This window comes from Alteribacillus sp. HJP-4, assembly GCF_042139015.1.
GTDB lineage: Bacteria > Bacillota > Bacilli > Bacillales > Marinococcaceae > JBHIKY01.
Map to the genome: position 1 here is coordinate 206,133 of NZ_JBHIKY010000001.1, position 24,171 is coordinate 230,303.

Sequence of the window (24,171 nt, forward strand, 5' to 3'; positions counted from 1 at the left end):
TTTATTCTACCTAATAACGTTTGGACAGCTTATTTCGAATGAGCACAGCCGTTAAATTCATTAGGATTAACATTGCTAACAAAACAATAATTCCAGCGGCTGCCACATTTTGAAAATCTTCTTGAGGGCGTCCGGTCCAGTTGAAAATTTGAATTGGCATAACAGTAAATCCGGACCACACACTCCCTGGAACAAAGGCAATAAATGTCAACGCTCCAATCATAATAAGGGGAGCTGTTTCCCCAATGGCACGTGACAAAGCTAGAATTGACCCAGTCAGCATACCTGGCACAGCCGCAGGAAGTAATACACGACGTACCGTCTGCCATTTAGAGGCACCCATTGCGTAAGAGGCTTCTTGAGTTGGGGTAGGGACCGATCTGAGCGCCTCTTGGGCTGCGACCACAATAATAGGAAGAATAAGCAAACTCATTGTCAATCCTCCTGCCAGTACACTTCTTCCCATCTCCATTAAACGAACGAATACCGTTAGTCCCAACAGCCCAAAGACGATGGAAGGAACCCCGGCTAAGTTCGCAATATTAATTTTTATTAACTCCGTAAATTTATTTTTTTTCGCATATTGTTCAAGATAAATCGCTGTTCCTACTCCGAGAATAATTGACACTGGCGCTGTCACAGCCATCAGCCAAATCGTCCCCATGATAGCTGCATAAATACCGGCGTTTTCCGGGTTTCTCGAGGCAAAATTAGTAAAGAAATGAAGGTCAATATATTGAAAGCCTTGATTGAAAACTCTTATAAACAGCACAAGTAGAACAAACAGTGCAAACCATGTGGCTGCTAAAAAGAGAGTGCGGAAACCAAAATTTATTGCCAATCTGTTCGAAATATTTTTATTCATTTTTTGTTTATCGAGTAAGCTCATATTAGTACTCCTCCCTAAACTTCTTGGTGATGTATTGTGACAGAAGGTTCATTAGGAGAGTGAATACAAATAGAGTCATCCCAACAGCATAAATACTATAGTAAATGGTAGACCCAAAAGAGGCATCCCCCAGACTGACCTGCACAATATAAGCAGTCATCGTTTGGATAGAATCCGTTGGATCTGCGGTAATTCGTGGAGTAGAACCACCTGCAACAGTCACAATCATTGTTTCCCCAATGGCACGAGAAATGGCAAGTACAAAGGAAGCTACGATTCCAGAGAGCGCAGCTGGAACGACAATCTTTCTCGCGACTTCAAATCGTGTGGCGCCCATGGCAAGAGCCCCTTCTCTCATCGAGTTTGGAACTGCATTCATAGCATCCTCTGATAATGAGGCAATCATAGGCACAATCATTATTCCGACGACAATACCAGGACTTAGCGCATTAAATAGGGAAAGATCTATAAAATTTTGCAGAAGTGGTGTCACAAACGTTAAGGCAAAGTATCCATAGACAATCGTAGGGATCCCGGCTAACACTTCTAATATTGGTTTGATAATTCTTCGTTCTCGATCGCCGGCATATTCACTTAAATATATGGCAGACGCTAAGCCGATTGGAACTGCCACTATAACAGCTATTAAGGTAATAAGAAGAGTTCCAGATATTAGTGGCAAAATGCCATATGAGGCACTTGATTCCACAAATGGATACCACTCAGTGCCGCTAATAAATTCTATAAAGGAAACTCTGTTAAAAAACGTGAGCGTTTCAAAGAGTAATGTAAGCACAATTCCAACAGTTGTGACTATGGAAATAACAGCACAAATAAGAAATATAATTGGTACTGTTTTTTCTGTTAATTGATTCCATGAACCTCTCTTTTTTTTCTGTTCGCGGATTAATGCGGACACAGTTTCATTGTTTTTTTCGTTTGCCATCCCACTTTTTTCCTCCTATAAAAAGAGATGGTGAGCAGGTTCCCCCTTCTCACCACATCCCTTATCAAACACCTTTTCCTAAAAGAACTTTATTCAGCAGCAGATTCTAATTCCTCCAGGTTAGCTTCATAATCTTCTTCCGGCAGGGCGATATAGCCAACCTCTTCTGACAAGTCGCCTGCATTTTCTAATGCAAATTCCATATAACCGTATACTGCATCATTTTCTTTTAAGGAATCATTGTTTACGTATAAAAACATCGGACGAGATAATGGCTCATATTCACCACTTTGTACTGTTTCAAGACTAGGCTCCACTTGGTCCCCTTCGCTGTTTTCGATTGGAACAGCACGCAGAGTGTCCTGATTTTCTACATAGTAAGCATAACCAAAATATCCAATGGCATTGTTTGATCCCTGTACACCTTGTACTAATACATTATCATCTTCCGAAAGGGACGCATCTCTATTAATTGCTTGGTCTTCTAGAATAACTTCATTAAAATAATCATACGTACCAGAGTCGGTCCCTGGGCTGTAAAGCTCAATCGGCTCGTCCGGCCACTCGTCACGGACATCCGACCAAGTTTCCACTCCGCCATCCTCTAAATAAATAGCTTCAAGTTCCTCTACCGTTAGATAGTCTACGAAGTCATTTTCTTGATTAACTACGACAGATAGACCATCCAAAGCAAGTTCAAATTCTGTATACTCGATCTCATTTTCTTCTAACAATTCTTTTTCTTCATCAGATATTGGACGAGATGCATTTTGTATGTCCGTTTCTCCATTAATAAACTTCTCAAATCCTCCGCCAGTACCAGATACACCAACCGGCGCATTGACGCCTCCTTCAGCAATCGAGTACTCTTCGGACACTGCTTCCATTATTGGGAAAACAGTAGAAGATCCATCTATAGCTACATCTCCAGAAGCCCCGCCTTCTTCAGAAGAACCTTCTTCTCCGGAAGTTTCTTGTGCTTCTTCTTGACCAGTTTCTTCAGGAGATTCAGTGCCATCTCCATTTCCACATGCCGCCATAATTCCAAAAAGAGCTGCAAAACTTGTGATACTAAGAAACTTCTTCATTGTTTTCCCCCTCAGGTATTATATATTTCCAACAGTTACAACTATAAGGGGGGAGTGTTAAATGAGAATTAACTTAATGTAAAGAATGTGTAAAGTAAACAGGATGAAAGACCCTTTTTTTGTAAAAACATTTCCATGTTGTCGAAATAACTAGAATGAATTTCGTACACTTAAATTTACGTGTAAAAAATGATAAAAGATTGATTCTTTACTAACTTTTTATTAATTGGAGTGATCCAATACTATTTTTTTGTGCAAATTTAAGTTTACAGCAGTGAAATAGTCATTTAATTCTAAGGAGAGGATGTTAAAAGAGAGGAGATTATTTCTATGAAAAAAGCATTTGTAGCAAACTTCCTGTTCAGGGGTCAGCTCAACCATAAACTCTCGCCCTTCATGCTCGGCGGAAGCTGTTCCTGCAAAGGCTACCGACCTGGCAGGAGATATGAGCTGGGAGGGTTTTTCAATGGCCCTCGTAGCTGGTGAAGTATACGCGAACCTTCACACGGAAGATTATCCGGATGGTGAAATTCGTGGGCAGTTAGATGAACATGCAGAAGAAGAAGCGATGATGCCGGGAGAAATGCCACAGACTGGTATGGGCGGAACCAGTAATGATGGGTGGTTTACAAGCTTATGGAACAACATCAGCGCTTTCTTTTCATCTAAATAAGAATCCGGCTTGTAAGACGCTCGAGATAAAATTCTTTGATGGAGTATACTGTAAAAAATCATGGGGCTGTATTATAAATGATACTCCCCCCTTTTGCATGGTAAAAAAAGCAGTGGACAAGTCCTTCGCTTTCCGTGGGCAGCGCTTCAGCTAACCGGGCGAAACCCGCGCCCGGCGGATCTTCAGCCGCTGCTCTTCCCACTGGAGTCTTCGGACTTGTCCCCTGCTATCTTCTATTTAGGATGCTACTTTTTCTATAAAAAGGGGTTTTTGCTACAGGCCACTTATTACACTTTCCTATTCGCCTGGGAATCTCTTGGTGGCTAATCACTACCTGCTGGGGACCTGCTCTCACTTACGATTGCAAGAGGAGTATTGATACTTACTTTGTCTCCAGGTGACACATAAATGTGTTTCATATTCCCGCTCACTCCCCATTTGACTTCCTCTTTTGTTTTCCATGGTGTCTGAATGATAAATATAGGTTCCCACTCATGAACATAGGAATCTTTTTCAACGAGGATTTTTTCAATCATCCCTTCATGAGCGCTATTAATAAAATAATAACCCACGAGCTATTCCTCCTTATTCTACTCAGTCAGTGGCTTCGGATCACGAATTCAGTCTCCAAATTATATTTGAATTCTCAATTTTCAAAAATATATAAGTTATAAGAGAATCGTTTACGAATGAATATGTAAACGACTCTCTCTTATAACTAACTAGTTAAAGCTGTTGGCTGATTGTTTTGGGATGCATATATTGTAAAAGATAGTCTGGACCGCCGGCTTTGGAGTCTGTGCCAGACATTTTGAAGCCGCCAAAAGGATGGTATCCCACAATGGCACCGGTGCAATTTCTATTAAAATATAAATTTCCTACATGGAAATGAGTTTTGGCGTATTCTAAATGTTCAACGTTGGTAGAAATAACAGCACCAGTTAATCCATATTCCGTATTATTAGCAATATCTATGGCTTCTTCATAACTAGATGCTTTCGTAAAAGCAACTACTGGTCCAAAAATTTCTTCCTGCATAATTCTTGCGTCTGGGGAAACATCGGCGAAAATGGTTGGATCAATAAAATATCCTTTAGAATCGTCACTTCCTCCTCCAGCGGCCAATCGTCCTTCTTGTTTACCAATAGCAATATATCCAGTGATTTTATCAAAAGCCTTTCGATTAATCACAGGTCCCATATAATAATCATAGGAGGTTGTATCCCCAACATTTATTTCATTTACTCGATCTACAACACGCTCAAGCAGCTTATCATAAATATTTTGATGGACAACCACACGGGATCCAGCAGAGCATTTTTGGCCGGAGAATCCAAATGCTGAAGCGACAACAGCTTCAACGGCTGTCTCCAGATCCGCATCTTCATCAACAACTACGGTATCTTTTCCTCCCATTTCAATAATCACCCTTTTTAGGTGCTGCTGCCCTTCTTGAATTTCCGCCGCTCTTTTATATATTCTCGTACCAGTTGCGCGTGAACCGGTAAAGGAAATAAGTGATGTTTTCGGATGATCTATTAAATAATCACCAATTTCTGTGGGTTCTCCCGGCACAAAATTCACGACCCCTTCCGGCATTCCGGATTGTTCGAGCAATTCTACAAATTTAGCCGCAATAATAACCGCTGGTTCGGCCGGCTTAAGAAGAACCGTATTTCCTGTAACCATAGGGGCTACTGTAGTTCCCACCATAATCGCGCATGCGAAATTCCATGGTGGAATAGTGACGGCCACTCCCATTGGCTGATAAACGTATTGATTGTACTCCCCTTCGCGGCTAAGAATGCCTTTCCCATTTTTTAATTCAATCATTTGTCGTGCATAATATTCCATAAAATCAATGGCTTCGGCAATATCAGCATCTGCTTCTTTCCAGGGTTTCCCAACCTCTTTAACTAACAGCGCAGAATATTCATGTTTATCACGACGCATCCCGGCGGCAGCCCGGAACAAAACTTCTGCCCTGGCTTCTGGACTGGTTACGCGCCATTTTTGATACGCTTTTTCCGCTGCATCGAAAGCTTGATCAATAATGGTTGTATTTGATTTTGATACAGCCCCAATAATCTCCTCTTTGTTTGCAGGATTCACAGAATTCATTTTTTCATCTGTGAAAATTCGTTCGCCTCCCACTATCAATGGGTAGTTTTTTCCTAAAGTATTTTCTACTTTGTTTAATGCTTCTTGAAAGACTTGACGATTTTCTTCTTTCGTGAAATCGGTAAATGGTTCGTGACGATAAGCTGTATACATGATTATTCCTCCCAAAGTTTTTAACTAATTGATTTATGAAATGGTGCTGGTCTGTTAATTGATACTGCACAAAGGTAAAACGTTATTTTGAAAAAAGGCCTTTCACGGCAAATGCCACGTTTTGCGGTCTTTCTGCTAAACGACGCATAAAATAACCATACCAGTCATCTCCAAAAGGAACATACGTGCGGAAGCGATAACCCTCTTTGACGAGTTCTAGCTGCATTTCATTACGAAACCCATATAACATTTGAAATTCAAATAGATCTTTAGGTAAATTGTGTACTCTCACAAATTTTTTCACATGTTCAATGATCGAATGGTCATGTGTTGCAATTGCGGTATAGCTCCCATTCAGAAGATGCTTTTCAATAAGGGTCAGAAAATTTGCATCTATCTTTTCTTTGTCCTGCATGGCGACGTCGGAAGACTCTTTATACGCTCCTTTCACCAGTCGTAATGGTATCCCTTTTAATTGATCAAGATCTGATTCAGCCCGGTATAGATACGCCTGAAGCACGGTACCGACATTGTCAAATTTTTTACGAAGTTCAGCTAATATATCAAGCGTTAATTGATAATGACCATAATCCTCCATGTCAATGCGGACGAAATTTCCATGTTTTTTGGCTGTTAAAAGAATGTTATACATATTATTTAGGCAGAGGTCCTGGTCAATATCCAACCCTAACTGAGTTAGCTTTAATGACAAATTGCAATCAACGCCATATTCAGCGATTAAGTTCAGTGTTCTCTGACAATAATCTGCCGCTTCCTTGGCTTCTTTTTTATCGGTGACAAATTCACCAAGATGGTCCACCGTGCACATAAGATTTTTTTCATTTAAGGACTTCACGGTTTTCATAGCACTTTCTGCTGTAACACCCGCCACAACTTTTGAGGCGCCAAGCTGCAGCCCCCACTTTTTTGCACCGTGGTTTAATGTTCTGTTTTTAGATAGAAATAGAAAAAAATCTCTACTTATTTGCTTCACCTGTAACTCCTCCTCATGTCATTTAAAAAGAGGGGCTGATTCATGATTCTTTGGCCAGCCATTGCTTCCTTTCTCGAGTAAATTGAGCCGAAACAGATTTAGACTACCTGAACCAAAGCAAGTAAGTATGGTTCTCCAGCTTGGTGAAAGTTGTCAGCGGTTCCTGTTGAAAATCCCAAACCATTGTTCATCTCTCCTTTACCTAGTGAAAAATAGTCATTCACCCAATTAATTATGCAATTACCGTGCCAACTTTTAAATTTTTAATTATAGCGCAAGTTCTCTTTGAATTAAGTAGGATCTTCACCAGATTTGGGAATAGAAGTTAATAATATAGCAAATTATTTTGCTGTATATTGACAAAAAATTATGAAATCGCAAAATAATTGGCGGTTCTTAATAAAAAAAAGAGACTGCTCCTGGAAGTGGAAGGCAGCCCCTATTCATGATTTAGATGGATGAGAGGTTTAAGGTCTCTGTATATGAAATTTTTCCATTCGATATTGTAAACTTTGGCGGCTCATGCCTAATGCTTTTGCTCCGCGATTGACATTATAGTGGTATTTCTCTAGAGTGCTGATAATAATTTCTTTTTCCAGCTTGTTAAGATGTTCATTCAACGATTCACCATGTTCGAGAGAATGCTCCCCCGGTTGTTCATGAACAGGTTCTCCTTGTTGTTCTATTTGATCTTTCTTAAAGTCGTTCTTGTTTCCTGTTTTTATTTTAAAATGAGGAGGCAGATGAGAGACAGTCAGTTCATTTTCGCCTACCATAAAATTCATTGCTCCTTCAATAACATGTTCCAATTCCCTTACATTTCCCGGCCAATGGTACTCATGAAATAGAGCTAGTGTTTTTTGGGAGATTCCTTCTACATTCATCTGAAATAACTGATTATATTTCCTGATAAAGGATGAGACAAGAAGTGAAATGTCACTCTTACGATCACGAAGGGGAGGAACAAACACAGTAACCACACTGAGCCGATAGTATAAGTCTTTGCGAAGTCGATCATTTGAAATGGCATCGATGGGATCTTCATTGATCGTCGCCAAAATTCTCACATCGATGGAACGCTCTTTATGGTCACCTAAGCGGGTGACTTTTTTTTCTTGAATCGCACGAAGCATCTTTGCTTGAAGAGACATCGGCAGGGAATTGACCTCATCAAGCATGAGCGTTCCTCCTTCCGCTTTTTCGAATAATCCTGGTCGTTCAATGGCCCCTGTAAATGCACCTTTCACCGTTCCAAATAGGATTCCCTCTATTAATGTTTCAGGCAGCGCAGCGCAGTTCTGCGAAATATAAGGACCGTTTCCACGCGCACTTCCAGTGTGAATGCTTTGGGCAAATAACTCTTTTCCCGTGCCGGTTTCTCCGACAATCAACACAGATGAAGACGTACGTGTAGCGCGTTTAGCATTTTCAATAATGTCTTTTAATTCTTTAGAAGAACCAATGATGCTTTCAAACGTAAATCGGGTATTTCCCTGACGATTCAGATTATCGTGAATCAACCGCTCGAGCTGTGTTACATCTTTTGCGATTTCTGCTGCTGCAATAATTTTATTGTTATATCGAATAGGGAAAATATGATTGACCGTAGTAACCTTTTCTCCCTTATAGGTAAAGTACGTCTGCTTTTTATTATTTATAGTTTTCCCCTGCTGAATTGCCTGCAGTAATCGACTATCCCGTGCATCTTGAAACTGGAACATGTCCATGATTTTTTTATCTGAGAAATCTTCCGCTTTCATTGACTCAATGGATTTCATCTTTTCATTATAGATAATCTGCTGCTCGTTTAAGTCAATAACCCTAATGCCATGCTCTACATAATTAAGTAGTAATTGATGAATAAAGAAGATCTGGTGATCGGTAAGTTGTTGTGTATTTTCCATATTATCCTCCCTACTGACCAATAGTCTATGCAACTTAAAATATCATAAAAGTATAAAAAATAGTATAAGAAATGCGAAAACGCAAAATTTTGACATAATACTGAAAAATATTTTGCGTTTTTAAAAAAGGGATTATCCAGAAAAGTTAAAAATTCTTTGAACATTCTCGAATTTTGTCGTTGGCATTATTCTTGCATCATTTACTAGCTAGGTTGAAACATAAACAGGAGGTAATATTATGGATTACGCACTATCACCTGCAACTTGGCTGTTACTAGCACTACCAATGCCAACACTTATTATCCTATCATTCATCTCTTTTGTACGATCAGGAAGGAAGGTGTCATAATATATGTCTGTTCCTTCACTCTCGACGTTTATCATTTACCTTATCGGCATGTTGTTTATTGGATTTATATGTTACCGGCTCACAACCAATTTATCGGATTATGTTCTTGGTGGCAGAAAACTAGGAGGAGGCGTCGCGGCATTGAGTGCTGGGGCATCTGATATGAGCAGCTGGCTCCTGCTCGGTTTGCCCGGCGCCATTTTCATGTATGGAATGAGTGAAATGTGGATTGCTGTTGGACTTGCCATAGGTGCTTATTTGAACTGGCAATTCGTAGCCCACCCGTTACGAAGGTATACAGAAAAAGCGAATGATTCCATTACCATCCCTGATTTTCTTGAGAATCGCTTCCGAGATCATTCGAAAATCCTGCGGGTCGTTTCTGCAGTCTTTATCTTGTTATTCTTTGCCTTTTACACTTCTGCCGGCCTTGTGGGAGGGGCCCGCCTCTTTGAAGCTTCTTTCGGACTTCCCTACCAGGCAGCGCTTTGGGTAGGAGTGATTGTCATCATCTCCTATACCTTTTTAGGAGGGTTCCTTGCGGTCAGCTGGACAGATTTTTTTCAAGGAATATTGATGTTTGCTGCATTAATTATCGTACCTATTGTTGCGATTAGTGAGCTGGGAGGATGGCACGAAACTGTTCAGCTTGTAGGGAATGTCGACTCGTCCTACCTAAATGTTTTGACTGATGCGAACTCCATTGCCATCCTTTCCATGCTTGCATGGGGGCTGGGTTACTTTGGACAGCCTCACATTATTACAAGGTTTATGGCCATTCGACATGAAAACGAAATTCCTAAGGCTCGATTTATTGGGATGTCCTGGATGGTTTTTTCTCTTTTTGGTGCCATTTTCACAGGGCTTGCGGGCATTGCTTACTTTACAGGCGAGGGTCCTGGAAATGCTCTGGCTGATGGCACGGAAGAGACCGTTTTTATTTTGTTTACTCAAGTACTCTTTAACCCCTGGATTGCCGGCTTTCTGCTTGCTGCAATATTAGCTGCGATTATGAGCACCATTGACTCTCAATTGCTCGTTTCATCCAGTGCCTTAGCTGAAGATTTCTATAAAGGCTTTCTGAGACCCTCCGCAAAAGAACGTGAGCTTGTATGGGTTGGGCGTTTCGGGGTCCTTGGTATTGCTCTTATTGCAACATTTCTTGCCTACAACCCGAACAGTACAATTCTGGATTTGGTTGGTTACGCTTGGGCAGGATTTGGAGCAGCTTTCGGTCCGGTCATTTTACTCTCCCTATTTTGGTGGCGAATGACAAGATGGGGAGCTCTTGCGGGAATAGTCATTGGAGGAGGAACTGTGATTTTATGGGCTCGTTTAGAAGGTGGTTTGTTTGAATTATTTGAAATTGTTCCAGGCTTTATTTTTGGCATGGCTGCAATTGTTCTGATCAGCCTCATCGATAAAAAACCAGACAACGATATCCTTAATGAATTCAAAGCCGTTCACCAAAAAAACTAATTACATGTAGAATTCATTTTGATTACTAATAGGGATTTCCCGGGTATAATCACAAAAATAAGCTGTCCCAAATTTGGGGCAGCTTATTCTCTTTTCCTCAGCCTATTCACTCATATCGACTCCTCTCATCGACATACTCCTCCAGCTGTTTCATTAGTTTCTTTGCCCCATCTGGACTAAGATTGATATCTCCAGCAGTTGTAGTGAAATTATTAGAGCTCACTATCCCTGTGACTGCACACGCCTTATCTGGAGTATATTTTTTAAGAATGATTTGATCCCCATCAACATAAATTTCCGTCGGCGTTTTGTATTGAAGATCCAATATATTTCTTAATTCTTTTGGTAATACCACACGACCTAATTCGTCGACTTTACGAACCATTCCGGTTGATTTCATATTGTATCTCTCCTCTTCAAATGATATGGAATATCGTTACGCTGCCTGTCTTCAGCATACCTGCTAACATGGTCATTTAGTTTGTTCGTACCATTCCACACTAGATCTTCAGACTGGACATCAATATCGTAACGCTCATCCCTGTATGTTTAAAAGTGTCTCCCGACATAGACCCAAAATCATTAAATAGGGTCCAGCCGATATCTATTTCTCTTTGCATATTTCCACATTTTAAACGCATCCTACCTATAGATATAGACTGGTCAGGAGGGAAATCTGATGGGCGGCTTTCTAAAAAGAATAAGAAGAAAATCAATGAATAAAGGCAGCCAACATCATGGTACAGATAAGGACATCCCTTCTTTTATTTCGAAAGAGCCCCGGATCAATGTAGAAATAATCAAAAATACAATGCAGAACAGTTCCGATGTTTTATCGCGATCCTTTCATTTATTTGGTACCGACAAACAAGCTGCTATCGTATATATAGAAGTATTAGTTAACATGGAGGATATTCAAGAACAAATTCTTTCTCCTCTTCTGGTAAAAAATCCTCAAATATCTTGTGCAGCCACTTCCATTTTCAAAGACGATATACTTTCCGTTGGAAAAATAGAAATAGAAACAGATATGGCGAAGGTTGTTCATCACATCCTAAATGGAAAAACAGCCCTGTTTATTGATGGGGGGACAGAGGCTGCAGTGATAGACACTACCAAAGTAACTTCCAGAACGATTGAGGAGCCGGTCCAGGAAGCGTTGATTCGCGGACCACGGGATGGGTTTACAGAGAATTTAAATAGTAACTTAGCTTTGATTCGGGCAAGAATGAAGTCTTTTACTTTAACAATAAATACGAGGATCAAAGGAGAGCGTACGCGAAAAAGTGTAGCGGTCATTTACGATCACTCCCTTGCACGCCAGGAAATCGTAGAAGAAGTAATGAATCGATTATCGACCATTGAAATGGATGACTTTCCTGATACAGGTTTTATCGAACAATGTATTGAAGATGAGAGCCTTTCTCTCTTTCCGCAGGTTCAATCGACAGAGAGACCAGATAAAGTTGTTGCAGCTGTGTTAGAGGGAAGAGTGGTAATCGCTGCAGAAGGAACACCTTTTGTATTAATTGTGCCGGTAACCTTCAGTCAATTCATTCATTCGCCTGAGGATTATTATGAACGTTGGTACATTGGGACCTTTTTAAGGATTCTCCGATATTTTGGTGTAATGTTAGCTGTATTTCTTCCGGCATTATATGTTGCTTTAACGTCTTATCACCAAGGGCTGCTGCCTACTGAACTGGCTCTATCGATTGCCGCCGCGAGAGAAGGCATTCCCTTTCCCTCATTTTTAGAAGCGCTATTAATGGAAATCACGCTTGAGCTGTTAAGAGAGGCGGGGGTCCGTTTACCAACTCCGTTAGGCCAGACGGTTGGCCTTATTGGAGGTATTATTATTGGAGAAGCAGCGGTATCTGCCGGAATAGTCAATCCACTAATGGTTATTGTGGTTGCTATGACTGCGGTCTCCAATTTTATTATACCTTCTTACTCCATGGCTATTACCCTAAGAATTCTCCGGTTTATCGTTCTTATGTTCGCATTAGTATTAGGCATGTATGGTATTATTTTATTTTTTATCTTACTCATGGCTCACTTAGTAAGTCTAAAAAGTTTTGGTATTCCTTATTTTACTCCCTTCAGCCCGTTAAAAGCTCAAGATTGGAAGGACACTATTTTCAGATTTCCAATTCCTGTGTTAAACAAACGACCGCAAACTTTCCACCCAAAGGATAAAGTAAGGCTGCGAAAGGAGACAAAGCAGGGATGAGAACAAAAGATGAAAAAATATCTACTGGAACGTTAGGAATTGTTATCGCTTCTTTTTTAATGGGAGTGGGAATACTAACCGTTCCCAGGACGGTAACTACAGCCACAGGCGGTTTTGGCGGCTGGTTGTCTCTTTTGGCTACAGGTCTATTGTTTATCGTAATTGGCGGATTTGCTGCCGGTTATTTATTAAAAATGTTCCCAGGGGAAAACCTTATTTTGTTTGGTTCAAGAATCTTAACGAAGCCTCTTAACGCTGTAGTTTGTTTCCTGTTTTTGTTGTATTTTACTGCTGCCGCCTCTTTGCACTGCCGAATATTATCCGATGTTATGAAATTATATGTACTTGATACGACCCCTCCCACTGTCATTATCGGATCCTTGTTATTGGTATCTACCTATGTAGTCTCTCACGGAATAAATACTATTGTACGTTTAAACATTTTGTTTTTCCCTCTGGTTTTTGGCATTTTAGCGCTTATTCTATTCTTAAATGTGAGAGGGGACTTTACATTAGAGGAAGTGCGTCCTTTTTTTGTCCCAGATATTGCGGTTTATACTAAGGGCATTACAAGCTCATTATATGTATTCGTAGGCATTGGGTTGTTGTATTTTTTGGCTCCTTTTATAAAACGGCCGGAAAAAATTCCACTTTCTGTAGCGATCGGCATAGGAGTTGTCACTTTCTCTAATATAATTACGCTTTTTATCGCTGTCGGCATTTTTAACTTTGCAGCAGTCCAAAACATTGTTTACCCTACCATTGAGCTTGCAAAGGATATCGCCATTCCCGGTGCATTTATTGAACGAATAGAAGCTTTTTATATGACCGTTTGGGTTTTGGCCATATTTAGTGCAGTCAGCAGCACTCATTATGTCGTTTCCCTTGGAATGAGTCAATTGTTTAATGGAAAACAAAAGCTTTGGGCGATATGGCCGCTGCCATTATTTTTTTTAATTGCGATGGCCCCAGAAAATATTGACGAATACTTTCGTTGGAAAACCGTCCTCTCCTATGTAGGAACTACTTTTCTGATTGGTGTGCCTGTTCTTTATATCCTCATCGCTAAAATAAGAAAGGTGATTTGACGTGAAAGTGATCAGAGCTAGTATATGCTGTCTTCTCTGCATTTTTTTAACAGGCTGTTGGGATTTACAGGATATTGAAGAAAGAGGGCATGTAATGGGAATAGCGCTGGACCTTACCGACGAAGAGATCCCACAAGATGGAAATGAATCATTAAATAACGGGGAAAACAAAAACATCCACTTAACGGCACAGGTAGCAATACCGGAACAAGGTGGAGACGGACAAACGACTTCAACCAAAAAGTATGTCAATATTTCTGCCGTCTCTCATTCCGTATTTGATGCGCTGCGCCTTTTATCTAATAAAAGCTCCCGCGTATTGACTTTCGATCACTTAAAACTACTATCAATCAGTGATGAGATTGCTGAAAGCACCCATTTTAACGGAGGACTCATCGACTATTTTTTGAGAGACCATCAAATGAGAAGACAAATACTCTTTTTTGTAACGGAAGGGGAGGCAAAAACATTGCTTGAACATCAAGGCTATTATGATGACATCCCTGCGTTAAATATCCTGGCAATTACAGAGAATTTTACAAGAACGAACCGCATGCCTCCACCGTTTGCGGTGGGAGAGTTGAACAATGAGATAGCAAAAGATACAAGCTTTATTATCCGAAAAGTCAAAATGAATAAGGATGGGGAAGGTGTTACCGTCGCAGGAGGACTTTTATTCGATGGAAAAATGAACAAACTGGCAGGCGAGCTGGTTGGCGACGATATAGTTGCTTATAATTTACTTGCTGGAGAGCACCAGAATGGGATTATTACGACTGAAGACAAAGATGGAAATATAATTTCTTTTGAAGTATTTGAGTCATCCGTAGATATAAAGCCCACAGTCAATGGGGAGGATATATCGTTTAATATCACTATTTCCGTTACCGGTAATTTGGGGGAAGCTCAACAGCTTCGCTACGATCCGTTAACAAACGAGCACTACCTAAAGGAAATAGAACAACAGGTTAATAAAAAAATAAAACACATTACAAACGACTTAATGACGAAGCTGCAGGAAGAGTACCGGCTTGATCCACTTGATCTTTTGGACAAAATACGGATAGCCGATTATTCTGCGTATAAGAAGATTAAAGATAATTGGGATCGGGGAGAGAAAGTTTTCACTAATGCAGATTTTCGTTTTCATATCGATACAAAAATTGAACGGATGGGAGTAACCGGAAATGCCCAAAAGTAAAAGAGGTCATCAAGAATGAACGCAGAGCAAATTTCAGCATATATAGAACTTTCGAATGTTTGGATTGCGATTTCCTTTTGGGTCATTTGCTTTGGATGGTATTTTCTATATAAATGGATAGATCACTGGATTGCGCCGCCATGGAAACAAAATATGCAAAAAGAAGAAGCACGGGAAGACGCCTCTGATCCTTCAAGTCGATCTTCCGAAGCTGAGCAGGTAGATTAAGTTCATTAGATTTTATTTCGCCATTTGACTTGGCGACAGGCCTATTTTTTTTAATGAGAGTCATTTATAAATTAATACAGCTAAAAATATATATCTGCCATCCGATCGAGGCTCCATGACCATTCTAAAAAGAACAATTAAAAAATCGTTGAATTTTCATGTACTGCAGCATCGCTCTGGCGTTGCGCCCTTCCCTTGTATATGGATTCTGAAGATGAGCCAGCCGCCGGATAAATTCCTCATCACATGCGCAATAATTCTTCGTTCGCCGGTAACAGAGGTCGTGCGCTTTGCAGGCCGCATCGACTGCGTTTACGGGCGCGCCCGGTCCGCTGCAGCCCGGTCCGCACCAGTTATAGCCCGGAAACACACAAAAACGCGGCCCTCTGCCTCTTCTGCCACATGCATCTCGTCCCATTTCCCACTCCCCTCCCATCCTATTGACTTCTATACAATATGAAACGGGAGTTAGATAAGTATGGTCGGGAAACCACATTTTCATAAAAAAACTCATCGCGTACATATATACCTTGCATAACAAGATATTACCAGTTATGATATTTATATACCTTGTATAACAAGACAAAGGAATGGGGAGACTCTCATGTCGCAGACGCAGATGATGAAGGGTATATTGGACGGCTGCCTTTTGGCGATTATACGTGGAAACGAAGTGTATGGCTATGAAATTTCCAAGCGCCTCAGTGATTACGGATTTGACTCGGTAAGCGAAGGAACGATCTATCCGCTGTTAATGAGAATGCAGCGCGAAGGGCTGGTCAGCTCAGTCCGTAAGCAATCCACGGCCGGCCCAAAACGAAAATATTACTCCCTCACACTCGAAGGCCACCAGGCATTACAAGACTTTCTGAAGCGATGGAGCCTGCTGGAGCGAAGCGTAAATGAAGTAATCAAACAAGAAACGAAAGGACGGAACAAAGAGAATGGGACAATATAATATTTCTCAAAAAAGTGAAAAATTTATTGATGACTTGCGAGTTTACCTCTTTTCCAGCGGGAAAAATGAAGCTGAAATTAAAGAAATATCAGAAGAACTCGAGGTTCACCTGTATGAAGCCGAACAAAAAGGCAAATCGGTAGAAGAAGTGGTCGGCAGCTCGCCGAAGGAATATATGGAGATGATATCCTCAGAAATGAAGATTGATTACCCAGGCTGGGCTAAGCACGTACCCCTCATCATTCTCGGGGCGATTTCGTTTAAGATCATAGGAGATCTGCTTCAAGGCACCCTTCAATACAGTCTCTTACATATCATCGCCACTATTCTCTTTCCGTGTTTGTTCTTAGGAGGGGTGTTTGGCTCCTTTCGGTATGTCTCGAAACACCAGTTATCCAATAAAGCACAATTTGCAATCCTTCTCATTCCGATTTTTTTCATCACCTTTTCCTTCGGCGGACTGCTTTTACTGGACACTGTCTACAGCAGCCCGATGATTGGATTCGGGGTATGGGGAAGCGCCGCGATTGGTGTTGGAACGCTTATATTTATTATTTTATTTTCACTCTGGGCGAAGACAATGATCCTCCCACTAATGATGATCGCCTTTTATCTCCCTACCTTCGCCCTCTCCTATACGAATCTGGGCCTAGAATTTCGGCTGATCATCGGGATGGCAGTCACCTATCTGGTCATTGGCCTGTATGTGTTTTACACGTTTAAGAAAATAAAGAAAGAACGACAAAAACAAATTTCCTTTTGAATGGTTGAAGAATGGGGGGTTACCCATTCTTCTTTGTTCTTTTATATTGCGCAGCTGCGCTCATCAACAGTTGGATATTCGGCAGAAAATACCGCTATTACTAAGTCCCCACTGAAAATACGTTCGCTCCCTTCCTATCACTATTCACTTATATTTTTCTTTACTCGCATCGCTTCAGTTTGAATCTCTTCTTTTGCCTCGTTCGTGATATGTTTCTGCATGCCAGGGCTGTCCAATCGTTTAATTAGCTTATCCATATGATGCAGCGATTGTTTTATTTGTCCTTGTTCTAGATGTTTTTCCACTTGCTTTACACGCTGCAGCAATTGACCAGATAAGGGGGAGGCCACATCACCTGCAGAAATATAGTCTTTCATCTGTTGGTACAGCGATTCTATCGTACCGTGTTTTTCATCATGTGCTTGGACGATAATGTTCGTAAATTGCGCTTCTGTATTTTCGTTAATTAATCCCACATTCATTTCATCCGCTACCTCGACTGTTCGTTCATATAATAATTCATCGTTCACGTAATAAGAAAAGGTATCGCCCGTCTTCTCTACCTTTAAAGTCTGTGACTCTGTCAAATCTACCTCTTCGGGCAGTTCCGCGCCTTCCCAGCCCAGATCTTCTTCCTTTCTGGCAAACGTTTCGATATGATGAATATCTTTGTTAAAAAACCCTGATACCATCGTTCCGTTTTCATCTACCATGGTTAAACCGTATTTAGGAAACCCTTCACTCCCCTGATTTTTCCATTCTATATCGGCTGAAACGGTAAAATCTCCATGAATACTTCCTTCTTTAAATAACTGCTGCCAGTCTGGACTGTAGTCAATCTGGCTGGTTACTGTTGATTCCCCTTCTATATTCCAATCTCCTGAATGAGTATTTGTTAATGACGCCGGACCCCAGCCGTAAATATAACCATCATCCTTATCCTCAAGCACTCTTATCGTGATATTTTTGTAAACATCTCCTTTTGCGTCACGAACAATAACATTTGTGATTCCTTCGCTGACACCTTGAACAGAGGCAGTTTGATTCTTTTGCTTCTTTATTTTTACCACTTCTTCGTTTGCTGATTCCCAGTCGAAGTCTATGTTCTCTACATTAAACCAGTCTGGCTTAGCGTTTGCGGTCAAATCAAACGTCTCACCTACTTCGAGATCCACCTCTTCTTCGTTTACAACAATTCGCTCCAGTTCTCCTTCCGAAGGAGCATCACGCCATGTTGAATGCAAATGATAGAAATCAAACGAAGTTACCTCAATTTCTCCACCTTCAGAAAAGAATTCTATCCCATTGTTCGTTGGATCTGTATAAATCAAGTTCGTAAACGTAAACTCCCCATCATCGATAAAAATTTCGACCGAGGATTCGTCGACAAGTCCTCGAATCTTTATCTTTTCTTTATCTTCTGGATACTCTTTTTCAAATCTTTTACCAAATGAATACGGCTCCCCGTTTCGATCTATTAATGTATCAAGCCCTGCATTGGTTCGGTCGAGAAACACTGAGTTCTGTTCTGTATTTAGACCTACAACCGTTTCTTCCTCATCTGACTGTCGCAGTCGAATGCCGAATTCATTCGCTTCCTCCCACTCGATTTCCGTTTCAAATTCATAGGACATTCCGGCCACATCCTCAAGCAAATAGTCACCTTCAACTGTAAACGAATCCACGGAGTGCTCAGTGGCACGAATCGATTCGATTTCTTTGACAGGCTCCTGATGAAGGCGGACATCTTCACTTTCCGTAGTTCGTAAAGAAAGCTCACGAGGAATGGACATTGATCCCATCCACGGTTTTGTCGGAGATTGGTATGGATAGCGCCAGTTTGCCATCCAGCCCATCCAAACACGGCGTCCGTCTTCGGATTCTGCCAATTCATTAAACGATTGAGCTGCATAAAAATCCTGACCGTAATCTGTAATAAGCACTTCATCTGCAGGGTTCAAATTCGTAAATTCAGACCCATCAAAATCTCCAACAAAATATTGAGCGGTGGAGCCATCGGTTTCTTCATTATCTCCGACGCTGACGTGCAGTACCCATTTTTGATTATCTTCATCACCATCTACTGGCAGCTGGAATAAGTCTGGACACTCCCAGACTGCAGCGTGTGATCCTTGCCCGTCACCAAATCGACTTTGATATTCCCAATCCAGTAGATTAGATGAATTATAAAAGGTAACACTTTTGTCAGTCGAAACGGCCATCACCCATCTTTCCGACTCTTCATGCCAAAACACCTTTGGATCTCGAAAATCTTTTATACCAGGGTTCTCCAGTACGGGATTGCCGTCATACCTTTCCCACGTACGACCATTATCTTTACTATACGCAATACTCTGTGATTCCCCTTCATGTGTGCTCGTATATATAGCCACCATTCCTGCTTCACCGTCAAATAGGTTTGTCGTGTCGTTCCAATCAATGACTACTGTTCCTGACAATGCCTGCCCCAGCTCGTCGTGTTCGAGGGCGATAGGGAGATGCTCCCAGTGTAGTAAGTCTTTACTTACTGCGTGTGCCCAGGTCCCCATTTTCTGATGAAACAAATGATATTCTCCGTCGAAATAAACGAGTCCATTTGGGTCGGCGAGCCGTCCTTCCGGTGTGGAAAAATGATACTGCGGCCTGTACATCTCCGTATAATACTTCTCTGTCCCCTCTGCTTGATTCATGACGTCATCCTTTTCACTGGCTTCGACTTCGACCGCTGTCACAGCAGCAAAACCTGCAACCATCAGTGCTGCTAAAGCTTTATTATACCATCTCACGAATCCTATTCCTCCTTATTGTTTTACTATTCTGAATTTTTAATGGTTAAAAACTCAAGTGCTGCAAACTATGCACTTGAGAAGGCTTTCATATTTTGAGATTCTAAGGATGATTTGAATAACAGATTACTCGCAGCCCGCCAATTCGACTGCAAATATAAAACGTTGTGACCATAACGTCCGAATGGAGACTGTAAATAATTGCTTGTACCAGAGGTGTCCGCTTTCTTAAACATAAATTCCTTCAACACTTAAGAAAGCGGACTTGTCATTGGGGAAGGCTGAACATTTCTAAACAAGATCTATGCGATGTCGCCCTGTTCATTATGGTGTTGATAGATACCCATCATGGACGATTGCATCATCACTGGAAATAGAGATACTTGCGCATACGCTGTCCGGGTACAAAAGGCATGTCAGAGCCTGTTCTCCATCATTGATAAACAGTTCGAGAGAAAAGGAATCAACGATCATACGAAGTTTCAGTTTATCCGGACAGGACGTGACTACCTCCTGGATATGAGAGAAATTTTCAGAGAAGCTGACATTTCCAGATTGACTTCTGTCTACTTGAAGAACTCCTTCAGCAAATGTCATGACAGTATACTGGATGTCTGTATGACGCAGCGTAATGGTAAATGGATCAGTTCCGCTTACTGTCAGCTCCGCTTCAAAGCAAGGTCTATTAATATCGTAAGTAATTGCCTGATTCTTCTCGATTCTCTGTTTATGAATGTTTGTTACTTTCCTGACATAGTCATCAAATTCTCTTACAGGCTGCTGCCGTAAACGGTACTCCCCGTTTATATTATGCAACGATAGCTCCCTTGGGATCGTCATCTGGCTTCTCCAATGCCCGGTTGGAACATGATTAGCATAGCGCCAGTTACTCATCCATCCAATATAAATTCGTCTTCCGTCCTCTTTAGGAATATCAGAGAAGCTGACACCAGCATAGTTATCTTTGCCATAATCGAGCCATTTGATATGAGTATGATCGGGAACAAATCTCGAGCCGTCAAAGCTCCCCGTAAAATACTGAGTGCGTGAGCCTTTCTCGTAACGAGGATTATCTCCAATGCTCACGAGCAGTACCCATTTTTCTTCCTTCGCATGCTCTACATCCATTTTAAATAAATCAGGACATTCCCAAACACCTTCATGAGAACCGCTCCCTTCCCCAAATTCACTTTTAAATTGCCAGTCCAGTAAATTCGGTGAAGAATAAAACGAGACAGATTGACCCGTAGCTAACACCATCACCCATCTCGCATCCTGTTCATTCCAAAAAACTTTTGGATCTCGAAAATCTATTTTTGTTTCATGGGTCAGAATCGGATTATTTCTGTATTTTATCCACGTTCTACCTTTGTCGGTGCTGTAAGCTATACTTTGGCTCTGTTTAGGCGACTGTCCTTCCCGTCCATCCTTATGATGAGTAAAAACGGCCACAAGACCAGGTTCGTTGTTAAACAAGCCAGACGTATTTTCCCAGTCGACGACGCAGCTGCCGGAGAAAATCGTTCCTAATTCGTCCGGATAAAGAGCGATTTCGAGTTCCTCCCACTCTATCAAATTCTTGCTGACAGCGTGGCCCCAGTGCATGGGGCCCCAAATGCTGTCATACGGATTATGTTGAAAAAACAAGTGATATTCTCCTGCAAAATAAACCATCCCGTTAGGGTCGTTCATCCAGTTTTTACTTGGAGCAAAATGTAAATGTGGCCGATAGTGCTGTACATGTTGTAATTCCAATTGAAAACCCTCCATTAGTTAGTTGAACGATCATAGCCTTCCTGTTTGATTTCCAGCCATTCAGATAGCTTCAGTCGTTCCAGCTCTTTTAAATACTCATCCCATTCTTCCTCTGCTTTCCCTTCCGAAATCCATTCCGCTTTCTTTCTCTCGATATAAGGGATCAAATCTGCTTCAATCGTAGAAAGACGATCAAGCTCTTCCTTCGTGTGAAAAACATTTGGAAAAATATTTTCTGCCTGCATGTGCGGTACCATGACTTCTTCCATTAGATCGAGTCTCCAAGCAGCGTCATCCGGCATCGTTGTCACTTCTCCGTAATAGCTGTCAAGGATGGCAAGCGGTCCACCGACGGAGGTTCTCTCCCGTAATTCAACCGGTGCAGTCCCCTCTAAATCTTCATGCTTCAGCATATCTTCGTCTTCATCGTAAGCGAAAATGTTCTGCTGCTCTTCATCTCCGTACGTCCCCCAGTTGTGCTGGACAGAAGTGTGCGGGTCATAAAATTCATCAATCCACTTCGCAGTTAATTCAAGATTTTGATTAGCACTCGTAATAACCATTCTTGCTCGATCAAATCCCATTCCATTAGTACGCGGCGCATTGATTTGTCCATCCGGGCCCTCAAGCGGCGGCATGAGCTCATATTCATCATTCATGCCTGTAATGTTGCTTTTATCCCATGTGAAGTACATGCCGTAGCGACCCTCTTCCCCTTTGGACACATACACCGGCCAGTCATGTTCAAATGCTTCCTCGTCAATGAGCTCTTCGTTATACAGCTCATTCATAAACGAAATCCCTTCTTTATACCCTTCATCTGCAGAGGTAAGCTTCACTTCATGATCATTGGTTACCACCGTGTGGTCCCAATTATCTCCGTATCCAAACGATCCGAATAAGAAGCCGGGATCCTGGCCGCCGTCGTTAATAATGAATGACATCGGAATTGTCTGGCCGTTTCCTGCCATATCATTATCACGGAAAGCAATCAATGCTTCTTTTAATTCTTCTGTCGTCTCCGGCATGTCGAGTCCGAGTTCGTCAAGCCACTCTACATTAATCCATGGAAAGTTATCGATGGAGTGGATGTTTTGTTTGCCTTCTCCCAGCTCTTCAATCCAAGGGAAGGCATAAATATTGCCGTCTTCCGCTGTCATCATTGCTTCATATTCTGGTTTTTCTTCGAGCACCTTCTTTAAGTTTGGCATGTGGTTTTCAATCAGATCATTCAAAGGGATAATTGCTTCATCCTCCGCCAGCTCTAACAGCTCATAATCACTGTAGCCTGCATTTTTTATGGCATCCGGCATTTCCCCGCTGGACATGGCAAGATTCCTTTTATCTTGGAACGACTCACCAGTAAAGCTTCTCCAATCGATTTCTACACCTGTTTTTTCTTCGAGGCGCTCATACAGTAGTTTATCGTTCGGATCTTCAGGCGCTAACGATGAGCTTTCCGTCATAATTTTTAGTGATACATCCTCCTCAACCGGGAAGGAAATATCCTCGAGCTCATAATCCTCCGACCACGTCTGCGATTGATTGCCGCACCCTCCAATGAAAACACTTCCTAAGACCAAAGCAGACATTACTTTTACATACCTTTTCATGTATATCCCCACTTTCACTTTTTTTCAGAAGCCGAATTACTTCAATGAACCAACCATAACTCCTTTTTCAAAATACTTTTGGAAGAATGGATACATAATTAATAAAGGAAGGCTTGCGACGACAATGGATGAGTATTTAATCATCTCGGCAATGCGCTGCATTTCTGCTCGGGCGAGTTGATCAGCAATCATGCCAGGCTGGACTTCGTTTTGGATCAGAATTTCCCGCAGGACAAGCTGAAGCGGATAAAGAGAGCGGTCCTCTAAGTAAATCATCGCGTTGAAATAAGCATTCCACTGACCAATAAAAGCGAATAACGCGAGAACAAAAATAATCGGCTTGGCCAAAGGAAGCAGAATCTTAAGAAAAATCATAAAGTCTGAGGCTCCATCGATTCTAGCTGCTTCTTTAAGTTCATTTGGAAGCGCTTTAAAATAAGTTCTCGCAAGAATAATGTTCCATACCGTGACAGCACCAGGGAGAATGATTGCCCAAGGTGTATTAATTAACCCAAGTTCACGAACCAATAAGTATGTCGGAACCAGTCCACCGTTAAAGAACATTGTAAAGAGAAAGAAAATCATTATCGTTTTTTTTCCTACCAGGTTATCCACCGATAAGGCGTACCCGGCTAATATGGAAAAGACAATCGAAATGAGCGTAAAACCGCCTGCATATAATATGGAATTAAAGAATCCCCTAATAATAGAACCATCCTGGAAAATCCGAACGTACCCACTTAACGTCCAATGATCCGGATTCAAGGACAGTCCCTGGGTCATTAAAATATTAGGCTGTAAAAAAGATCCGACCAGCACATAGAGCAGCGGCACTAACACAACGATGACTATGAGACTGAGTACTATTTTGTTAACAAATAGAATGATTCGATCCGTTTTTGAATGATTGAACGTATCGATTTTTTGTGCATGAGAACGGCTCATGGCCT

21 protein-coding genes are annotated in these 24,171 nt (G+C 41.4%); 8 read left to right on the forward strand and 13 right to left on the reverse strand.

The features are described 5' to 3' along the window. Positions 1 to 10: 10 nt before the first annotated feature. The 3 genes from pstA to ACE4RR_RS00960 all read right to left on the reverse strand — a co-directional run bounded on the left by pstA (position 11) and on the right by ACE4RR_RS00960 (position 2,923). Positions 11 to 889: a phosphate ABC transporter permease PstA gene (gene pstA / locus ACE4RR_RS00950; protein WP_375533516.1), complete on the reverse strand. Its 879-nt coding sequence runs from the start codon at positions 887 to 889 to the stop codon at positions 11 to 13. A gap of 1 nt (position 890) precedes the next feature. Then, positions 891 to 1,835, reverse strand: a complete 945-nt coding sequence (gene pstC, locus ACE4RR_RS00955; RefSeq protein WP_375533517.1) for a phosphate ABC transporter permease subunit PstC — start codon at positions 1,833 to 1,835, stop codon at positions 891 to 893. Between the two features lie 89 nt (positions 1,836 to 1,924). Continuing rightward, positions 1,925 to 2,923: a PstS family phosphate ABC transporter substrate-binding protein gene (locus ACE4RR_RS00960; protein ID WP_375533518.1), complete on the reverse strand. Its 999-nt coding sequence runs from the start codon at positions 2,921 to 2,923 to the stop codon at positions 1,925 to 1,927. Positions 2,924 to 3,356: 433 nt separating this feature from the next. Between ACE4RR_RS00960 and ACE4RR_RS00965 the strand changes: the two genes are divergently transcribed. Next, complete coding sequence (locus tag ACE4RR_RS00965; protein ID WP_375533613.1) at positions 3,357 to 3,596, forward strand: CHRD domain-containing protein; 240 nt, start codon at positions 3,357 to 3,359, stop codon at positions 3,594 to 3,596. A gap of 323 nt (positions 3,597 to 3,919) precedes the next feature. Here ACE4RR_RS00965 and ACE4RR_RS00970 read toward each other — a convergent pair whose 3' ends face one another. From ACE4RR_RS00970 to ACE4RR_RS00985, 4 genes are all read right to left on the reverse strand, one after another. After that, a complete protein-coding gene (locus ACE4RR_RS00970) occupies positions 3,920 to 4,168 on the reverse strand; it encodes a biotin/lipoyl-containing protein (RefSeq protein ID WP_375533519.1) in 249 nt (82 codons plus the stop codon). Between the two features lie 154 nt (positions 4,169 to 4,322). Then, the gene (pruA, locus tag ACE4RR_RS00975; RefSeq protein ID WP_375533520.1) at positions 4,323 to 5,870 is read right to left on the reverse strand and encodes an L-glutamate gamma-semialdehyde dehydrogenase; all 1,548 of its coding nucleotides are present in this window, start codon (positions 5,868 to 5,870) and stop codon (positions 4,323 to 4,325) included. Between the two features lie 82 nt (positions 5,871 to 5,952). Further along, entirely contained in the window at positions 5,953 to 6,864 is a 912-nt protein-coding gene (locus ACE4RR_RS00980) for a proline dehydrogenase family protein (protein ID WP_375533521.1), read from the reverse strand. A gap of 467 nt (positions 6,865 to 7,331) precedes the next feature. Next, the gene (locus tag ACE4RR_RS00985; RefSeq protein WP_375533522.1) at positions 7,332 to 8,768 is read right to left on the reverse strand and encodes a sigma-54 interaction domain-containing protein; all 1,437 of its coding nucleotides are present in this window, start codon (positions 8,766 to 8,768) and stop codon (positions 7,332 to 7,334) included. 352 nt (positions 8,769 to 9,120) lie between these two features. Between ACE4RR_RS00985 and putP the strand changes: the two genes are divergently transcribed. Next, the gene (gene putP, locus ACE4RR_RS00990; protein WP_375533523.1) at positions 9,121 to 10,596 is read left to right on the forward strand and encodes a sodium/proline symporter PutP; all 1,476 of its coding nucleotides are present in this window, start codon (positions 9,121 to 9,123) and stop codon (positions 10,594 to 10,596) included. 106 nt (positions 10,597 to 10,702) lie between these two features. Here putP and ACE4RR_RS00995 read toward each other — a convergent pair whose 3' ends face one another. Continuing rightward, on the reverse strand, positions 10,703 to 10,996 hold the full coding sequence (locus ACE4RR_RS00995; RefSeq protein WP_375533524.1) for an AbrB/MazE/SpoVT family DNA-binding domain-containing protein: 294 nt from the start codon (positions 10,994 to 10,996) through the stop codon (positions 10,703 to 10,705). Positions 10,997 to 11,275: 279 nt separating this feature from the next. Between ACE4RR_RS00995 and ACE4RR_RS01000 the strand changes: the two genes are divergently transcribed. From ACE4RR_RS01000 to ACE4RR_RS01015, 4 genes are read left to right on the forward strand one after another with little or no spacing between them, the layout of a single operon-like run. Beyond that, the gene (locus ACE4RR_RS01000; RefSeq protein ID WP_375533525.1) at positions 11,276 to 12,829 is read left to right on the forward strand and encodes a spore germination protein; all 1,554 of its coding nucleotides are present in this window, start codon (positions 11,276 to 11,278) and stop codon (positions 12,827 to 12,829) included. Beyond that, positions 12,826 to 13,917: a GerAB/ArcD/ProY family transporter gene (locus ACE4RR_RS01005; RefSeq protein ID WP_375533526.1), complete on the forward strand. Its 1,092-nt coding sequence runs from the start codon at positions 12,826 to 12,828 to the stop codon at positions 13,915 to 13,917. Before ACE4RR_RS01000 ends, ACE4RR_RS01005 begins: the two co-directional genes overlap by 4 nt. A gap of 7 nt (positions 13,918 to 13,924) precedes the next feature. Beyond that, positions 13,925 to 15,118 carry a Ger(x)C family spore germination protein gene (locus ACE4RR_RS01010; protein ID WP_375533614.1) on the forward strand — a complete coding sequence of 398 codons (1,194 nt, stop codon included), beginning with the start codon at positions 13,925 to 13,927 and terminating at the stop codon, positions 15,116 to 15,118. Positions 15,119 to 15,133: 15 nt separating this feature from the next. Continuing rightward, on the forward strand, positions 15,134 to 15,346 hold the full coding sequence (locus ACE4RR_RS01015) for a hypothetical protein (protein WP_375533527.1): 213 nt from the start codon (positions 15,134 to 15,136) through the stop codon (positions 15,344 to 15,346). Positions 15,347 to 15,470: 124 nt separating this feature from the next. Here ACE4RR_RS01015 and ACE4RR_RS01020 read toward each other — a convergent pair whose 3' ends face one another. Next, on the reverse strand, positions 15,471 to 15,764 hold the full coding sequence (locus ACE4RR_RS01020; protein WP_375533528.1) for a phospholipase: 294 nt from the start codon (positions 15,762 to 15,764) through the stop codon (positions 15,471 to 15,473). Between the two features lie 186 nt (positions 15,765 to 15,950). Between ACE4RR_RS01020 and ACE4RR_RS01025 the strand changes: the two genes are divergently transcribed. Continuing rightward, entirely contained in the window at positions 15,951 to 16,304 is a 354-nt protein-coding gene (locus tag ACE4RR_RS01025; protein ID WP_375533529.1) for a PadR family transcriptional regulator, read from the forward strand. Continuing rightward, positions 16,291 to 17,067, forward strand: coding sequence for an HAAS domain-containing protein (locus ACE4RR_RS01030; RefSeq protein ID WP_375533530.1), 777 nt, complete (start codon positions 16,291 to 16,293; stop codon positions 17,065 to 17,067). The genes ACE4RR_RS01025 and ACE4RR_RS01030 overlap by 14 nt, the downstream gene beginning before the upstream one ends. 140 nt (positions 17,068 to 17,207) lie before the next feature. On the opposite strand, the gene ACE4RR_RS01035 is transcribed toward ACE4RR_RS01030, so the two are convergent. From ACE4RR_RS01035 to ACE4RR_RS01050, 4 genes are all read right to left on the reverse strand, one after another. Then, positions 17,208 to 19,853 carry a GH32 C-terminal domain-containing protein gene (locus tag ACE4RR_RS01035; RefSeq protein WP_375533531.1) on the reverse strand — a complete coding sequence of 882 codons (2,646 nt, stop codon included), beginning with the start codon at positions 19,851 to 19,853 and terminating at the stop codon, positions 17,208 to 17,210. A 324-nt stretch (positions 19,854 to 20,177) separates the two neighbouring features. Then, positions 20,178 to 21,608, reverse strand: coding sequence for a glycoside hydrolase family 32 protein (locus ACE4RR_RS01040; protein ID WP_375533532.1), 1,431 nt, complete (start codon positions 21,606 to 21,608; stop codon positions 20,178 to 20,180). A gap of 14 nt (positions 21,609 to 21,622) precedes the next feature. Continuing rightward, positions 21,623 to 23,221: an extracellular solute-binding protein gene (locus tag ACE4RR_RS01045; protein ID WP_375533533.1), complete on the reverse strand. Its 1,599-nt coding sequence runs from the start codon at positions 23,219 to 23,221 to the stop codon at positions 21,623 to 21,625. Positions 23,222 to 23,257: 36 nt separating this feature from the next. Then, the gene (locus tag ACE4RR_RS01050) at positions 23,258 to 24,166 is read right to left on the reverse strand and encodes a carbohydrate ABC transporter permease (protein ID WP_375533534.1); all 909 of its coding nucleotides are present in this window, start codon (positions 24,164 to 24,166) and stop codon (positions 23,258 to 23,260) included. Positions 24,167 to 24,171: the final 5 nt, after the last annotated feature.

Excerpts from the sequence above, each read along its gene's own strand:
- pstA (WP_375533516.1), bottom strand. The coding sequence starts at position 889 with ATGAGCTTACTCGATAAACAAAAAATGAATAAAAATATTTCGAACAGA.
- pstC (WP_375533517.1), bottom strand. The coding sequence starts at position 1,835 with ATGGCAAACGAAAAAAACAATGAAACTGTGTCCGCATTAATCCGCGAA.
- ACE4RR_RS00960 (WP_375533518.1), bottom strand. The coding sequence starts at position 2,923 with ATGAAGAAGTTTCTTAGTATCACAAGTTTTGCAGCTCTTTTTGGAATT.
- pruA (WP_375533520.1), bottom strand. The coding sequence starts at position 5,870 with ATGTATACAGCTTATCGTCACGAACCATTTACCGATTTCACGAAAGAA.
- ACE4RR_RS00985 (WP_375533522.1), bottom strand. The coding sequence starts at position 8,768 with ATGGAAAATACACAACAACTTACCGATCACCAGATCTTCTTTATTCAT.
- putP (WP_375533523.1), top strand. The coding sequence starts at position 9,121 with ATGTCTGTTCCTTCACTCTCGACGTTTATCATTTACCTTATCGGCATG.
- ACE4RR_RS00995 (WP_375533524.1), bottom strand. The coding sequence starts at position 10,996 with ATGAAATCAACCGGAATGGTTCGTAAAGTCGACGAATTAGGTCGTGTG.
- ACE4RR_RS01000 (WP_375533525.1), top strand. The coding sequence starts at position 11,276 with ATGGGCGGCTTTCTAAAAAGAATAAGAAGAAAATCAATGAATAAAGGC.
- ACE4RR_RS01005 (WP_375533526.1), top strand. The coding sequence starts at position 12,826 with ATGAGAACAAAAGATGAAAAAATATCTACTGGAACGTTAGGAATTGTT.
- ACE4RR_RS01015 (WP_375533527.1), top strand. The coding sequence starts at position 15,134 with ATGAACGCAGAGCAAATTTCAGCATATATAGAACTTTCGAATGTTTGG.
- ACE4RR_RS01020 (WP_375533528.1), bottom strand. The coding sequence starts at position 15,764 with ATGGGACGAGATGCATGTGGCAGAAGAGGCAGAGGGCCGCGTTTTTGT.
- ACE4RR_RS01025 (WP_375533529.1), top strand. The coding sequence starts at position 15,951 with ATGTCGCAGACGCAGATGATGAAGGGTATATTGGACGGCTGCCTTTTG.
- ACE4RR_RS01030 (WP_375533530.1), top strand. The coding sequence starts at position 16,291 with ATGGGACAATATAATATTTCTCAAAAAAGTGAAAAATTTATTGATGAC.
- ACE4RR_RS01045 (WP_375533533.1), bottom strand. The coding sequence starts at position 23,221 with ATGAAAAGGTATGTAAAAGTAATGTCTGCTTTGGTCTTAGGAAGTGTT.
- ACE4RR_RS01050 (WP_375533534.1), bottom strand. The coding sequence starts at position 24,166 with ATGAGCCGTTCTCATGCACAAAAAATCGATACGTTCAATCATTCAAAA.